We start from the raw sequence: 16437 nt of genomic DNA, 5'->3' as shown, positions 1-16437 counted from the left end.
TTTTTGTTTACTAAAACTGTAATGACATCAGGGTGTGAAACAGTTCTAATTGCATTACTTTGTTTCGTTCTATATATAACATTTTTAGGTACATCTGTTGTTTTGTTATTCTGATTATTAGCATTTTCATTGTTTGTTTTGTTCATCTGATTATTAGTATTTTCTTTATTTGTTTGGTGATATTCTTTTTTAGGACTAGAATCATTGTGATGATGATTTTGGTTACTACAACCGTTTAAAGATAATCCAAAGATAATTAAAATTGAAAGAACTAAATATTTCATAAAAGTAAGTACCCCCACATGTTGGTATGTCTAGTTGTTAATGAATGAATGTGTCAAATATTTGATTTCATTTTTGAAATTCGTGTTCATTTAAAGAAAGATAAAAAGTTATTTTTCGTACATAGTCCAACTATTTCCTGAAATTTTTTCGGAAATATCAATGACTTTATTTTTAACTCTATCTTTTTCTGGGCCATCTAATAACTTTGGCTGATAGTTGTTTCTTGAAGAAACAGAGGATATAGAAAAGGGTATCACTTTCAACTCTTTTTCATTTGTCAATTTTCCATTTTGAAAGTGAAAAGTTTGCTGAAAAACAATTGTATCTTTATCACTAGGATTTCGATTCCCACCAAACATAAAGTTACCTAAACTATAGACAATAAATTTTCCATTATATTCTTCAATTCCCTGAAGTACATGAGGATGGTGCCCAAGTATTAAATCTGCTCCGTGATCAACCGCGTAGTGAGCCAAGCTTTTTTGAGTATTATTAGGTACATACTCTCGCTCTATACCCCAATGAAAATGGATTAAAATTACTTTTGCACCAGCATTTCGTAATTCACCTATATCATTAGCAATTTTAACTCTTAATTCAGGAGTATCATTCCAACCTTCATATCCTAGTGCTCCTATTTTTATCCCCTTAACAGTTGTTAAATAGTGATTTGAATATCCAAAATAACCTATCTTGTATTTTTTTAAGTTACTAATAGTGTCATCATAACCTTTTTTTAAATAATCATGACTATGGTTGTTTGCGAGATTTACTGCATCTATTCCGCCATATTTTAGAATATTGGCATAAGATGGATCTCCCTTAAATTTATATTTTTTAACTGCTTTTTCTGTGGCATTTGTCAATGTAGTTTCCAAATTTACAGTAGTAAAATCGTCTTCATTAAAAATATTATTTAATCTATCAACAAAAAAATGTAAACCATTTCTTTTCGCTTCATCTACAAATGAATCAGAATAATTGAAACTTTCATCAGTACCAAGTGTAAAGTCGCCAGCAGCACTTAATTTAATGGTTTCCTCTATTGGTTTTTGAGGTAGTGCTTTAATTGTATTTGTATGTTTAAATGGTTTGTGTACATTTTTTTGAGGATTTTCCTCATTTTTAAATTCATTACCAAATGTTATTGAATAAACATTTTTACAAACAAATAAAATTAGTAAAAAAATAAGAAGAGAAAAGATTCTTTTTATTCGTATTTTTCTTCTAGAAGTTTTTTTCCGTTTCTGACTCATTTTTTTATCTCCCTATACTATTACTGCTAAATATATAACCCTATAAATCCTTTTTTCATTGTTATGAATTTTCATAAATAATGTTATAAGAGATTTTTTTTAGTAGTCTTATTATTAAAGATTTACATGTATTTATAATTAAATTTAGTTACTATAAATTTGATAATCTATACCAACTCCTATTACATATGATTTAAATTCATCTCCCTTTGAAACCTTATAAAAGAATAATAAGGTTTGGATGTTTCGAATTTAGACACAACTTGTATCTAAGTTGTAAATAAAAAAAAATGAGCATTTTTCATCGGAAGCATCTATTAATAATTTTTTAAGTTAGAACGAATAAGTTTTTCTTAAAATCATTGGAAGTATATTAAGATATATTATTTTTGTCGATTACTTAATAAATCGAGTTTTAAAAGAGTAACTTGTAGAACTATGAGAATATTTAGAATTTTTGAAGATATGGTTTGAAGTCTTAGGAAGTCTATTTGATATACATAAAAGGTGTTACTTGGACTAAAGAAGAAATTGATTTTTATTAAAAGATATTAGGGAGTAATACATGTGATTTTTGACAAAGTTAGTTTTTAATAGGTCTGATAAAACTAGTTGGAGTTAAACCTGTTTACGATGTTTATAGGCCAGGTTAATTAGTTATGTTTACTTTTGTACGATAGATAAAATAAACGAAAAATATTTCAGGTGAGAAATTTCACGTACATTAAACAAATCCTATAAAAGATCTAGTGAAATATTATATTTTTAATAGGTCATCACTTTAGTGGTTTAGCTTTTTAGAATTTTACGAAAGTTTACAACTTAGAAACAACTGATGGTTAAATTTGAAATAATAATTCAATATTATTAAACCATCAAGAAGAAAGGAGTAATTTAAATTATTGAAAATGACAATACAATATCAACAATCTCACTTTTTTTACTGGGCAGTTGTTTCTTATAAAGAAACAATGTTATGCAAATATAACTTAATTGATCTAAAAAGAAAGTGAGATTTACTTCTATTAATTTTTATTTATATTAAAACAATATTTAATATAAGTAATAAATTAACAATGAATTTAGGTGAGTCAATGAATGAGAAAATATTAATTGTAGATGATGAAAAAAGTATAGTAGAATCCTTAGCATATGCTTTTCGAAGGGAAGGATATAATGTAGAAACTGCATTTAATGGCAAAGAGGCACTCGAGAAAATTTCTGTTTTTCAACCAGAAATTATGATTTCCGATATTGTGATGCCTGTAATGAATGGTTTAGATTTATGCAAACAAGTTGGAAGTAAAAATTGCATAGGCATTATTTTACTAACCGTTAGGAATGACATTATAGATCGGTTATTAGGATTAGAGTTTGGTGCTGATGATTATATAACAAAGCCTTTTGATATTAGAGATCTACTTGCAAGAACAAGCTTACTATTACAAAGACTAAAAAAGTAAATGAAGTAAATAAAAAAACAATGTGATAATTAATGAATTGAATTAATTTTGGCGAAAAGAAAATATTGTGAGAAGTTAATTGAATTTACACCAAAAGAAGTTTGATTTAATATTATTACTGACTGCATTTACCGTCGTGATGAATTACTTGTTTTAGTATAAAGAATTGAATACATGGTGGAACTCGAACAGTCGATATTCAAATTCAAGGCTGCACCAAAAGATAGATTTGTAGATTTTCACATGATTGTTGCTTGTATATAATTTCTTTTGGAGCACTGAAATTATTTCTGACTATGTAGGAGATACAGAGGAAATAGAAGTAACACATGAAGGTGAGATTTGGTTTATCGGTGAATTAGATTAAAACCTAATAATCTTATTTCAACTACTATGGGAGTACGATTTAAAACTCCCATTCACTGTTGTGAATACTCTGACTCATGGATGGCTAACGAGCGCGTTAGTTGTATAATGATAGGCTGCTACGGCAGTCTATTTTTTATTGTGTTAAATGGCAGTATAGTTGAACAAGGAATTACTAAAAAAACATAGAATATAAGAAAAAGTAATAGGTGATTGGAAATGGGGAACCAGGAAAACTATTGTGAATGACGATGACATAGCGATGCAGCTTGATCAGTTTGCCAAGCAAAACGGGTGAATAAATCGGATTTACTGGAAGTCACCATTTTGGATTTGTTTGAACGGTATCAATAAAAAAGGGTGAAGCTTACTGCTCCACCTTTTTTGTGATATAAGAAATTATATGATCTAGTCAACTAAACCGGATGTTGCTTATATCGATCGCAACGAACAGCATATCGCGAACTGGTTCCATATTGGGTCCGCGTAAATAAGCGCGGCGTTTTGTAGGATAATGAAAGCCTTCAACCTCGATGTAGTCGTCGATATATTGCGCCGCCGGAAAGCTGCCTGCGACATCAACATGATAGTCGTGTCTGCGCAGTTGTAAATCAGCGTCAAAATAGAAGTCCTGCTCCTTACTGTGACTAGCAATGTTATTGGGAAACCTTACACGCAATCCTCGCCAAGTCTCATTGCCTTCTTGCCAGGATGGGATTTCGCTGACCTCAAACCCCGGCATCATCATGAAAAAAGGTGTAGTCAGGTATGTCCACATTGCGTATCCATTGAAATAGGCTCGATGAAGTGGATTCCATGGTGTGTTCATCGTATGATTCGCAAACGAGGTCCTAGGATCGTCCTGCTCGCGAATGACTTCCCCGGACAGGGTTTCAATCGCAATACGATCGGGGCTGAAGGAAGTCCGCCAATCCGGTTGACCGAAGGGAGTGAGAGATGCGACTTCAGAGTGAAGCTCAACTGTCATCTCACGAGGATTAGAGTCTTGAACGAGCCCTTTCAATGCCCATAAACTACCACCGGTGACGATCGTGGCAGTTAATGAATTATATTTTTCCCAACGGTTTAACCCACCATGCGCTTCTATTACTTGTATCAACAATTCGTTCATATGTTACTCCTTGTTACGGATTGAGTTACGTCTATTTAAGTATTGCCGTTTATTCAAAGTTTAGAAGTTTATTTTCAGGATAGTTGAATAAGGAATTAACAAAATAAAGGAGAAATAATATAATGTTCAACATATATTTTAGAATTGGTATTCATAAAATTTTTTATTTTTTACCAAACTTAAATGTAAAGGAGAACACTTAATGAAAGCGATGGTATACAATAAATATGGAACAACTAACGTTCTTAATTTAAAAGAAGTCGAAATACCTGCTTTAAAAAACAATGAAGTATTGGTAAAAGTTTATGCTGTATCTGTAAATTCTTGGGACTGGGATCTCATGAGAGGTAAACCATTCCTGGCTCGGCTTGGGGGACTACTAAAACCAAAATATAAAATACTCGGTGCTGATATAGCAGGGAGGGTTGAAGCAGTTGGCAAAGATGTAAAACACCTCTTTGAAGGAGATGAGGTATTCGGAGACATTTCCTGGTGTGGTTGGGGAGGATTTGCGGAATATGTATGCGTTCGTGAAGATGCATTGACGTTGAAACCAGCTAATATGACATTCGAGGAAGCAGCTGCCATTCCACAAGCAGCAGTCCTGGCCTTGCAGGGGCTTCGTGATAAAGGACGGATTCAGGATGCACAAAAGGTTTTAATTAATGGTGCTGGTGGAGGTGTTGGTACGTTTGCATTGCAAATTGCCAAATTATACGGTGCTGAAGTAACATGTGTGGACAGTACGAGGAAATTGGATACCCTAAAATCCATTGGTGCAGATCATGTTATTGATTATACTCAAGAAGATTTCACCCAAAACGACCAGTTTTATGATCTGATTCTCGATGTTGTAGGAAATCGGTCGATTTTCGATTACAAGCGTTTATTAAATCCTAAGGGTACATATGTTATGGTCGGAGGTTCCTTGACTCTAATGTTTCAACTTCTGTTCCTTGGACCCTTGATTTCTAAAACCGAGAGTAAGAATATGTCTATTCTTGTTCATAAACCAAACAAAACTGATCAAAATTTTTTAATGGAACTTTTTGTGGCAGATAAATTAGTACCAGTTATAGATAGACGATATTCGTTAAGTCAGGTGGCAGAAGCTATCCGGTATCTTGGAGAAGGACACGCCAAGGGCAAGGTTATCATCTGTGTAGAACATATTTGATACTATATAAATTTTAGATTATATGTGCTTTCAATTTAGTATATTATGTATTTTTATAATACTTATTTCTTATTGAACTGATATGAACGAAACTGTCAAACCACTACCCCAAAATTATACTTAAAGTAGGTTTCATTACGATTAACTGGCGCGATAGTTACATAAGTAAAAAGGAACTTCATTTCATGTGAAGTTCCTTTTTTCTTTTTTCAATCGGTCGCTCAGCTAGGGAATCGATTGAAGTATTTACGCACTAAAATAGTAATTTGAAAAGCTGAAACTCTACTTTTATATACCAGTTAAAAATCAACTTTTAAACAAAATAAATGAGTAAAAAGAAAGAAATCACAGAGATAGAGAACATACTCTATTAAGACCAGTTTCGTGGTTTTACTTAAAGGAGGATTAGAAAATACGATTCAATATTGGATAAAAATTGTCAAGGCGTTCAGAAAGCAAATAAAATTGTGTTCCTCATTTTATCTTCGAATAAAATTACCTACATAAATAAAGTAGAACAGCGTCCTATTTCTTTGAAAGGGCTTTATAGCATGACTAGATGGAAAACTTAATTAAGTTAGTTAAGTAGGAATTAAGAGATCAGTATCGAATTTTGAAAATGGCGTATTAAAAGGGATATCACCAGGATTCTATCATTATGAAATTCTATTACTATTTTAGGAGGAAAGTGGAGGATGAGGAAGAAAAATGGTTTTCTTACAGTGTAAGGCTAAGGGGTGTAGTAGAATCAACGATCAAGAAATTGAATGTATCTATCGTGTTTTCAAAATGTGACAATTTATCTATTTTTTATTAAGTAGCTAACTATTCAAGTTACTATACCATTTTACAAATTAAATTATTTTGTCAACAAAGAAACTTAAAAACATAGACTTATATTGATTTTCCTCCTATAATCTTGCCTCATTCTTCTTTATTGATAACTGAAATGTATCATTATGATAACGAGAATGTCATTTACTAAAAAAAAATATTACCATATAATAACCTTAACATTTTGAATAGTCTGAATTTTTCTGTTTTTTTAATGGTTTAATTCCACTATCCTAAATGCAATTTATGTTAGAGGAAATGTATAAGAAAAAATTAGATTATCTGAAAAATAGAAACAAACAGCAGCAAATACTAAGTTAATGATTCGTTCTGTTGATATTATCAGCCAGTATTTACAGGTTGATCAATATTAAAAAAATATAGAGGCTAACAAATGAGAACAAAGATGACAAAACGAATTACTTAATTAGCACACGTTCTAACCTTATTCATTTCTTCTATTTAGTTGTTTGGTTTTTGACTCAATTAAAAAGTCACTAAATGCTACAAAGAACCCACCCATGTGAATCACCAGTCTCACTCTCTCCCATTCTCAATAGACACTCAATTTAAAGGTTGAAACACAGTATAAGGATAGTTCCAAAGCTGATGTTACAGCAGAAGGAAAATGTACTTCACTAGAATAGTAATTTGTAACAGTTGCTAGTGAGTGTTAACTGCATTGAAAGCAGGGTCTACACATGTACAATTCAATCTTGGAACTACTGTTTTAAAGGTTGAAGAAATATTACTAAAGATGCACATGTTTTAAGTCAAATGTCAAGATGAGCTAAGAGGAGGAAAGTGGATGATGAGGAAGAAAAAAGGTTTTCCTTACAAAGTAATTACTACTACAACTTTAGCAGCATTGTTGTTAACATCAACGGGTTTTGCAGAAGAAACAGAAAGTAACATGGTTCCAGCTACAAGTATTGAGGACATTGTAAAACAAGGTCAAAAAATTTTCTTAGATGAAGAGAAGCATTTAAATGAGAATCAAGTAGATGAACTAGGTTATAAGAATTTAAGTGAACATGGTATTGTTAAAGCTTATAACCCAAATGAAAAAGTACGATTAATAGTTGAAGTAGAACAACCAGAATCTATTGATATTTCTCCTAAAGAAAAAAAGAAGCAACAAAAGCAAAAGCAAGATGACGTAATAACAAAAATTTCAAAGCAAAGATCAGCTTCCAAGGTGAAAAATCGTTTCTTTGAAGGCTTTAATGGGTTTAGTGTTGAAACAGAATTTCGTAAGGTTAAAGAAATACAAAATACACCTGGGGTTGCAAATGTACATATTGCAAGAACTTTTGAACCATCAATGGGTGCAAGCAAAGAATTGGTACAAGCTCAAAATGTATGGCAGCAATTTGGTTATAAAGGTGAAGGGTTACTAGTTGGGGTTATAGATTCCGGAATTGATTATACTCATAGAGATATGACACTTAGTGAAAAAGGTAAAAAAAAGGAAAAATGGACAGAATCAAATATCCAAAATAAGTTCGCTGAAACTGAAGTAAATGAGAAATGGTACAGTGACAAAGTACCTACAGGTTATGATTGGGCGGATGATGATACTGATGTAATACCTCATGGTCAATATGGAAGCCCACACGGTACACATGTAGCAGGTATAGTAGGAGCAAATGGTGACGAATCAAATGATGGCGTACAAGGAATTGCGCCGGGCGTGCAACTTTTAGCTGAAAAAGTGTTTTCTGATAATGGCGAAGGAGCATATGAGGATGACATTATCGCTGGTATTGAGCACGCAGTAACTATGGGAGCAGATGTTATTAACATGAGTTTAGGAACTGATGCTGGATTTGTTGGTGAGGACAACGATCCGATTCAGAAGGCAATCCACGTAGCAACAGAACATGGCACACTTGTAGTAGTTGCTGGTGGGAACTCTGCTTACAGCACTAAAAATGATCTAATACAATCTTCTTTACAACCCTATGCCGAAAATCCAGATATTGGTACAGTGAGTGAACCAGGTGTAAGTCCATATGCAATTTCAGTTGCTTCATATGAAAATTCGAAAATACATATGAACACACTTGTAGAAGAAAATGGACTTCAGCTTCCATATCAAGATCAAACTCAGTTTAACTTTAAGCTATCTAAAGTATTATCTCCATTTGAAAGTTACGAGATGATTTATGTAGGTGAAGGTAGAACTGAAGATTTTAATAATAAAGATGTCACAGGTAAAATTGTTATTGCTAAACCAAACCAAATATACGGATCATACAGTTATATTCAATACGAAGCAAGTAGGAAAGGTGCTAAAGCTGTTATTTTAGTACCGTCGAATACAGATGTTGACTATCCAATTACAGACTTTAGTCCTTATTTTACTCCTGCGGCAACAACAAGCAAAGCAATCGGTAATTCGTTAATTTCTAAGTTAACAAGCGGATATATCGTTAAAATGAAATTATCAAAAGGAATTTATATTGATAATCCAAGTAAAGATACAATGTCATATTTCTCATCTTACGGAACTCCACATACATTAGACTTTAAACCTGAGTTATCAGCACCAGGCGGTAATATTTATTCAACTGTTCCAGGCAATGAGTATGAGGTTATGAGTGGAACATCAATGGCAACTCCACATGTAGCAGGTGGGTCTGCACTTTTATTACAATCCTTATATGAAAAAGGTTTAGCACATTCAAAGGAAACAGTTTTAAAAGCTAAAATTGCTTTAATGAACACATCTAAAATTATAGAAGATCCACGGACAAATACTGAAGCTCCTTACTCTCCACGAATTCAAGGGTCTGGATTGATGCAAATACAAAATGCAATTAAAACACCTATACTCGTAACGAGAGAAAAAACTCCTCTAGAACAAGCAGGATCAGTTGCATTAAAAGAGTTTAATGGGAATAAAGTCAATTTTAAATTGAATATAGAAGCACTTCAAAATAATAAAGTAAAAGGAAAAGATAAAGAAGAATTTGAATACAAAGTTTATGTAGATGTACTAACAGACGGCAAAGAAAAGAAAGAATTTGACTTAGACAATGATGGTACATTGGATTCAAAAGAGTATTTAACGTTAAAAAGTGAGCGAATACTGGGTGCTTTAGCTTCTGTGAATGGAGAAAAAGTATCTAACTCTCAAGGAAAGATATTAAAAATTAAGACAGGACAAAACAAGAATCTCGATATTCAAGTTGAATTACCTTCCAATTTAAAGAAGGGAATTTTTGTTGAGGGATATGTACGACTAGTTCCCACAGGTCAAAACGCAGATTTAGCTGTTCCAATTTCTGTACCATATATGGGCTACTACGGAAAATGGGATCAACCACATAATATTGACCCTGTGGCATGGGATAAAGATGCTTTCTTAGGTTACACAGCTCTTTGGAATGATGAACCAGGTTCAGAAGGTACATTCCCACTAGGTTATGATCCGAAAACAGGAACATTTAACAAAAGTCGAATGGTTATTTCTCCGAATGCTGCCTTTAAAAATGTTTTCTCAACTTTTACGACACTAAGAAACTTACAAAAAACTGAAATGTATGTTGAGAATGAAAATGGTGAAATGATTCAATATCTTGGCGACTTTAGTGAATACACTGGAAAGCCATGGAAATTCCGTAAAAATATTATGTCTTATGGTAACTATTTAAATGGTGGTTATTTGTGGGATGTAAAAGACCAAAATGACCAGGTAGTCAAAGATGGTAATTATAACTATGTAATAAAAACAACTCTAGATTATAGGAATGCTAAACCACAAGTTGTAAAACTGCCTATTCAAGTAGATTCTGTTGCTCCAGTCGTTTCGGATATTAAAGTACAACCGAAAGATGGACAATATGAAATCTCTTTCAAAGCAGTAGACAATGAAAATGGTAGTGGATTTAAAGTTGGAATTATTTGGTATAACGGTAAATATAAGCCATTACAGATTGGACAGACATCAGTCCTTGTGAATGAAGAACCAAAAAGCGTTGTCGTATTGGGCTCTGATTATGCTTATAATCATGGATATTCAGTGTGGGGAGACCCTTCATATATTAATGAAGAAATGCTAGTTAGCTACTTTAGTGTATGGCCAAATGAAGATATTAGTGCAAGCATACCTGCTGGAATCGATGGATTTGCTAATAATAATGTAAATTGGACAATCAATATAAAAGATATAAATGGAAAAGTAATTGATTCTTTTGTAGTTGAAAATGAAAACGAAATCCATATAAAGTGGACCCCTGAATTAGATGTTCCAAATGGTAAGTATTTTGTTTCAGCAGACGTTGTAAATAAACAAGGCTTTAAAGTAACGACAACCCCACAAACTGTTACTGTATTACAAAAATAGTAATAAAAAATGCCATTCTCATATTCCATGGGCTGGCATTTTTTTATTATTCTCTAATAAAATTTAATTCTTACTTATTCTAATATCACATAGATTAATAGATCGAATTAATACACTTAGGCCATTACAGAAACCAGATAGTTCATTCGAATTTTTTTGATAATTTCCATACATTCTAGCAATTTTCTTCTTACCATTTGGTTTAAAATGGGATAACAATAAAACAGCTTTATGGGAATTGAATCAGAGACATTTAAAACTTATTAATTAAATAAGTATTCAAATTTAGTTAATCGTAATTAAACTACCATGGGAGTACAATAAAAACTTCCATTCACTGTTGTGAATCTAAAGGTTCATGGTTGGCTAACGAGAGCGTTAGTTCAATTACGTTCGACTGCTTCGGCGGTCTTTTTTCTTATTCGACTAACCTGACCTGAAATAGAGCAGTCACTGGAAGTAAGTATTATCAGTTAGTCAATTGATTTTTCAAAAAGATACCAATGGGATAAAAAGAGCTGCGTAAAAATGTATGTAAATTCAGATAGTAAGAAATAATGTATGTAGATTTAAATAGCAAGAAATAATAGGTGGTGTATTAAAATGGGTTTCTTATCCAAATTATTAGGAAATGGAAATTCATCTGATAAGGAGACAGAAAAAATGACAAACGTAAAATTAGCAGTAATTTATTACAGCATGGGTGGAACAAATTATCAATTATCAAAATGGGCGGAAGAGGGGGCAAAAGAAGCAGGTGCTGAAGTAAAAATATTAAAAGTGCCTGAACTTGCACCACAATCTGTTATTGAAGGAAATGAAGGTTGGAAGGCACATGTCGATGCAACAAGTCATGTACCTGAAGTAACTTTAAATGATTTAGAGTGGGCAGATGCAATTATATTCAGTGTACCTACTCGATTTGGAAACATGCCAGCACAAATGAAACAATTCCTTGATACAACTGGGGGACTTTGGTTTGGTGGAAAACTTGTAAATAAGGTTGTCAGTGCGATGACCTCAGCACAAAACCCTCACGGTGGACAAGAAGCAACAATCTTATCTCTTTACACAACTATGTATCATTGGGGAGCGATAGTAGCAGCTCCTGGATATACAGATCCTGTCACATTTGGAGCTGGAGGTAATCCATATGGAACGAGTGTTACAGTTGGACAAGATGGTAAAATGATCGAAGATGTAGAAGCAGCTGTTAAACATCAGGCAAAACGTACCGTTACAGTGGCTGAATGGGTGAAAAAAGCAATTCAATAATGATGATAAGCTAATCAACAATTAGTTGGTTAGCTCTTTTTTTTACAAACATTTAAGAATTAAAAGAAGTGATTAAATGGAATGTGATTAAAACATATGTTGTAATTTATAATGTTTAATTCCGATTTGCTTATTGAACGGATATGAACGAAACTGTCAAATCACTACCCCAAAATTATACTTAAAGTAGGTTTCATTACGTCTATAGCCTGTCTTCACATTGTTTACATGACCTAATAAACTTTGAATAACTTCAAGAGGAGCACCATTATCCATTAAATGAGTTGCATAACTGTGTCTAAGTTGATGTGGGGAAATTTCTTTATTAAACTCTAAACGTAAAGAAACATTTTTAATGATATATCGTGTTTGTGCGATACTTAATCTGTGAGGGGCTTTCTCTGTTACAAATAATGCGACATCTTCATCTTTTCGCTCAATTAAATACCTGTTTATCCAAATTTCAGTACGAATATTGAAATAAACTTTTCTTTCCTTATCACCTTTCCCTCGTACAACAACGGAGCTATTAGACCAATTTATATCTATTCAATTTATTAACACAATTTCACCTATCTTACATCCTGATGAATACATAAATTCAATTATTGCATGTTCTTTTGCAGTTTGACATGCTTCGCGAAGGTGTTCAATTTCTTTTTCAGTTAAAAATTTAGGGATTCGAATTTCTGACTTCGGCTCTTTTAGCTTTGAGGAAGGATTTCTTTGGATTGTACCTTCTTCATGCGCCCACCGAAAAAAAGAATTAATAAAACGTACCCGATGTGCCAGACTTGCAGGCTTTAAGGTAGCACCTACCCTAAGGATAGCAAATAAGGTTTTCCAAAATTTAATATGAATATAAAAGTGCCAGCGAATATAACCCAGTTAAATTCCCAAGTCAGCAATAAAGGATTACCTGTTTCACAGGGTATGGAAAATAACGAAGACGCCTTTTTAATCTAGAAAATACTTAATCGTTTAACATAAGTAACGAACACTTATTAAACCGCAATTTTGAATTTAGAATTCTTTATCTGTCAAACTCCTTTTTAAAAAGTGTATTACTAATTATACAATGTTTATTTTTAAGTATGCTATAATCTTTCAAAAGGAGGTACTAGCGTGGCAAGACATAAGGAATATGATGAAAAAGAAGTTTTACAAAAAGCAACTGAACTATTTAGGTATCAAGGTTACGAAAAAACCTCATTGCAAGATCTTGTTTCTCATATGGGGATTCACCGAAGAAGTTTATATGATACATTTGGTGACAAACATACACTATTTATTAAAGCATTGGAACATTATGATCACAAAATGAAGAAAAAAATGGATATACAAGTTAAGAATTCATCAACTGTGAAAGATGCTATTAGAAGTATATTAGAAATGGCCATTTACCAAGATAACGAAAAATCGGTTGGTTGTTTGACTATTAATAGTGCAGTTGAGTTGACTTTACATGATCAAGAAGTAGCGGAAAAAATTGAACAAAATTTTTCTAAAACAGAAAAAATTATACTTGAATTACTATTACGTGGACAAGATTCAGGAGAAATTCCTAAACACCATGATATAGAAAAACTATCTCAGTTTATTCATAATTCTTTTGTAGGTTTACGAGTATTAGTCAAGACAACTAACGATAAAAATAAACTTAAAAATATTATTGATACGACACTCTCTGTATTAGATTAGAACCGGATTTCTAATTTTAAAGTGAATGAAAAATCCTTACTAAAGACAGTTAACTTTTTTTGTTGCTATGTATTTTAATAATCATTTGAGAACGAACGGTAATAAATAATTCTTTACCGTTCGTTCTTAATGTGTTATAAATATAAACGTCGAAGGAAGTTAATAATTGCATTGATGAATAGCAATAAACAATTAATAGTATCTGAAACTAATATAAATAGCTTTTATGTATTGAGTTTCGCAAGCAAGCGTTAATTAAAATACAATTATTGGAGCATGAATTCTGCATGAAATTTTTATTTTTATGAATTTAGATAACTGCGATTCTTGACATATTTTGAGATTGCGAAAACGTGAGTAAATCCTTTTTGATAATCGAGGTGTTGTGGAGGTTTGTACATTCGAGAATGAACATTCTCGAAAGAGGGACGAATGGCTATAGAGTAAGAAAATTTTTAAAAGATAAAAAAAGATAAGAATTAAAATTAAGTATTAGAGAGGAAAATGAATGTGAAAAGAATGTTATTAGTTATATTATTGATGTCTTGTGGAGCAACTTTTGTAACTCCATTATTTCCGCTGTATAGCGAATATTATCAATTAAACAGTTTGCAAATTACGATTTTGTTTGCTATCTATGCTGCATTCCTGTTACCGACTCTACTTGTTGTGGGTGCAAAAGGAAGTGCTTGGGGACTAAAAAAAGTTCTTAGCATTAGTATTTTGATTTCAATAGTTTCAACTTTGCTCATGATTGGTAGTACAGAAGCGTGGATGATATATGTTGGAAGAAGTTTAGAGGGAATTGCGTATGGTTCGTTTACTGGTACGTCTGTGGCTTTTCTAATTAGACAATCAGATCAAAAAAAAATTGGTAAAGCTATTAAATATTCAGGAGTTACTGTACTTGTTGGCTTTGGACTTGGACCGGCTATAGCGGCTTTCATGTTACAATATTTCCCTATTCAACCACTTAGATTACCATTTTGGATCTTAATTGGATTATTAATTATCTCGATTGTCATACTAGGATCTCTACCAAAGGATGTAGTTTCAAATGAACAAAAGCTTGCAAAACATAGGATATCACTTGGGGTTCCAAAAAAAATACGTTCTCACTTTTGGTCGATGTCTGGACTTTCTATTTTTACAGTATTTACGATCCAAGGAACAGCACTTGCTCTAATTCCTACTTTCGTGAAAAATGTTATTCAAACATCTAATTTATTTATTTCTGGTTTGATCTTTTTAATTCTATTAGGTGGTGGTGCATTCGCACAGTTTATTCCTAGACCTTCTCAACCGGTTACACGTATAAGATGGGGGATCTTGCTTTTAGTTATTGGTTCTTGGTTGATTGTTACATCTGGTTTTATAGCAAGTTTACCATTATTATGGATCAGTATATTCATACAAGCACTTGGTGGTGGGTGGACTTTCCAAAATGCACTATTTTTTGCAGGGCAACTGCCTGAGCCTGAAGCGAAACCACGTGTGATTTCGGCTTTCTGGATGTGTGCGTATATAGGGTTTATTGTGCCTCCAGTTTTTGTTGGAGCACTTACTCAATTTTTCAATTTAAACATTTCTCTTGTCGTGCTAAATCTGTTTTCTTCCTTGATTGTCGTTTATGTATTGTTGTATTCAGTTAGATTTAAACAAGTTACTTCCAGTTAAACGTGAGACATATAGTACAATAGTTCCAAATAAAGGAGCTTCAAGATGATATGTAATAATGAACGGAGAGGGGGAATGCAAACAAACCATTAATTTTTATTTGGATAATTGAGAATGAACGTTCTCAATCGGGGTCTTCAGCTATTAGTTACGATTAAAGCAACTGCAAATATGGTTTTATAGATAGGAGAATCTCCTCTATGATTTCGCGATCAATGGAAAAGTTGCGCATACAATGGAAAACTTAGAGGGATTCTATTAAAAGGCATCAAATTAAAATATGTTATTAATCGACCGTCAAGTTTTTTCATCAAAGCGGAGGATCAGATCTGATTAATAAAAAAGATAATCACCGTCATGGGTTTAATCATAAAAATAAGATTTTATAAAAAGGGGAGTAACAATATGTATGAACGATTTTTGGTTCCAGTTGACGGATCCGAACACTCTAAACATGCATTGAAATCGGCAAAAAAGTTGGCGCAAAACATGGGGATAAATGCCCGTATAACGCTTCTTAATATCATTCCTAGTAACAATATCAACAATATCAATACATTTGCTTACGGAGTGGATATTGAACAATTGCAAGTAGAGGAAGTTAGGAGGATTTTAGATGAATCCGCACAAGTCCTTTCAGGATCATCTATACAATATGATAGCGAATACCATATAGGAGATCCTGCAGAAATGATATGCAAGAAAGCAAAAGAGGGAGATTACGATCTTATCGTAATGGGTAGCAGGGGACTTAGCCTCTTTTCAGAACTGCTCTTGGGAAGTGTAAGCCATAAAGTGGTCCAGCATGCGAATTGTGCTGTAATGATTGTAAAGTAAATAAGAGGTGATTGTTACCCAAAGTACTAAGAGAAAAAGGACAAGAAGTAAGCCAGGTTTTATTATAGAGTTTTTAAATGGTG

Annotated in this window: 10 protein-coding genes and 1 pseudogene; 7 read left to right on the top strand and 4 right to left on the bottom strand. The window is 32.7% G+C overall.

All coding sequences use genetic code 11. From position 1 onward, the window contains the following. Together COE53_RS18760 and COE53_RS18755 are read right to left on the bottom strand one after the other, a co-directional pair. A pseudogene (locus tag COE53_RS18760) lies at positions 1 to 284 on the bottom strand (hypothetical protein); the annotation flags it as partial. A gap of 108 nt (positions 285 to 392) precedes the next feature. Next, positions 393 to 1541 carry a CapA family protein gene (locus COE53_RS18755; RefSeq protein WP_098948530.1) on the bottom strand — a complete coding sequence of 383 codons (1149 nt, stop codon included), beginning with the start codon at positions 1539 to 1541 and terminating at the stop codon, positions 393 to 395. 1094 nt (positions 1542 to 2635) lie between these two features. Between COE53_RS18755 and COE53_RS18750 the strand changes: the two genes are divergently transcribed. Next, positions 2636 to 3004, top strand: a complete 369-nt coding sequence (locus tag COE53_RS18750; RefSeq protein ID WP_180242449.1) for a response regulator transcription factor — start codon at positions 2636 to 2638, stop codon at positions 3002 to 3004. A 778-nt stretch (positions 3005 to 3782) separates the two neighbouring features. Here the strand turns inward: COE53_RS18750 and COE53_RS18745 are convergent. Beyond that, entirely contained in the window at positions 3783 to 4502 is a 720-nt protein-coding gene (locus COE53_RS18745) for a hypothetical protein (protein WP_098948528.1), read from the bottom strand. 202 nt (positions 4503 to 4704) lie between these two features. Here COE53_RS18745 and COE53_RS18740 point away from each other — a divergent pair, with 202 nt between their 5' ends. The 3 genes from COE53_RS18740 (at position 4705) to wrbA (ending at position 12139) form a co-directional block, all read left to right on the top strand. After that, positions 4705 to 5679: an NAD(P)-dependent alcohol dehydrogenase gene (locus COE53_RS18740; RefSeq protein ID WP_098948527.1), complete on the top strand. Its 975-nt coding sequence runs from the start codon at positions 4705 to 4707 to the stop codon at positions 5677 to 5679. A gap of 1642 nt (positions 5680 to 7321) precedes the next feature. After that, on the top strand, positions 7322 to 10864 hold the full coding sequence (locus COE53_RS18735) for a S8 family serine peptidase (RefSeq protein ID WP_286162596.1): 3543 nt from the start codon (positions 7322 to 7324) through the stop codon (positions 10862 to 10864). 603 nt (positions 10865 to 11467) lie between these two features. Beyond that, on the top strand, positions 11468 to 12139 hold the full coding sequence (wrbA, locus tag COE53_RS18730) for an NAD(P)H:quinone oxidoreductase (RefSeq protein ID WP_098948526.1): 672 nt from the start codon (positions 11468 to 11470) through the stop codon (positions 12137 to 12139). A gap of 156 nt (positions 12140 to 12295) precedes the next feature. Here the strand turns inward: wrbA and COE53_RS24510 are convergent, their stop codons facing one another. Then, positions 12296 to 12682: a tyrosine-type recombinase/integrase gene (locus tag COE53_RS24510; protein WP_353616545.1), complete on the bottom strand. Its 387-nt coding sequence runs from the start codon at positions 12680 to 12682 to the stop codon at positions 12296 to 12298. Positions 12683 to 13264: 582 nt separating this feature from the next. Between COE53_RS24510 and COE53_RS18720 the strand changes: the two genes are divergently transcribed. The 3 genes from COE53_RS18720 to COE53_RS18710 all read left to right on the top strand — a co-directional run bounded on the left by COE53_RS18720 (position 13265) and on the right by COE53_RS18710 (position 16354). Continuing rightward, entirely contained in the window at positions 13265 to 13840 is a 576-nt protein-coding gene (locus COE53_RS18720) for a TetR/AcrR family transcriptional regulator (RefSeq protein WP_098948525.1), read from the top strand. Positions 13841 to 14344: 504 nt separating this feature from the next. After that, positions 14345 to 15517 (top strand): MFS transporter, encoded by a 1173-nt coding sequence (locus COE53_RS18715; RefSeq protein WP_098948524.1) that lies wholly within the window; start codon positions 14345 to 14347, stop codon positions 15515 to 15517. Between the two features lie 405 nt (positions 15518 to 15922). Then, positions 15923 to 16354, top strand: a complete 432-nt coding sequence (locus tag COE53_RS18710) for a universal stress protein (RefSeq protein ID WP_176525975.1) — start codon at positions 15923 to 15925, stop codon at positions 16352 to 16354. Positions 16355 to 16437: the final 83 nt, after the last annotated feature.

The sequence above is a fragment of the Bacillus sp. AFS029533 genome, assembly GCF_002585125.1.
Classification (GTDB): Bacteria; Bacillota; Bacilli; order Bacillales; family Bacillaceae_G; genus Gottfriedia; species Gottfriedia luciferensis_B.
The sequence above is the reverse complement of the archived record's forward strand: the minus strand, read 5'-3'. Positions and strand labels throughout refer to the sequence as shown.

Coding starts and splice junctions, on each gene's coding strand:
- COE53_RS18755 (WP_098948530.1), bottom strand. CDS start 1,541: ATGAGTCAGAAACGGAAAAAAACTTCTAGAAGAAAAATACGAATAAAA.
- COE53_RS18750 (WP_180242449.1), top strand. CDS start 2,636: ATGAATGAGAAAATATTAATTGTAGATGATGAAAAAAGTATAGTAGAA.
- COE53_RS18745 (WP_098948528.1), bottom strand. CDS start 4,502: ATGAACGAATTGTTGATACAAGTAATAGAAGCGCATGGTGGGTTAAAC.
- COE53_RS18740 (WP_098948527.1), top strand. CDS start 4,705: ATGAAAGCGATGGTATACAATAAATATGGAACAACTAACGTTCTTAAT.
- COE53_RS18735 (WP_286162596.1), top strand. CDS start 7,322: ATGATGAGGAAGAAAAAAGGTTTTCCTTACAAAGTAATTACTACTACA.
- wrbA (WP_098948526.1), top strand. CDS start 11,468: ATGGGTTTCTTATCCAAATTATTAGGAAATGGAAATTCATCTGATAAG.
- COE53_RS18715 (WP_098948524.1), top strand. CDS start 14,345: ATGAATGTGAAAAGAATGTTATTAGTTATATTATTGATGTCTTGTGGA.
- COE53_RS18710 (WP_176525975.1), top strand. CDS start 15,923: ATGTATGAACGATTTTTGGTTCCAGTTGACGGATCCGAACACTCTAAA.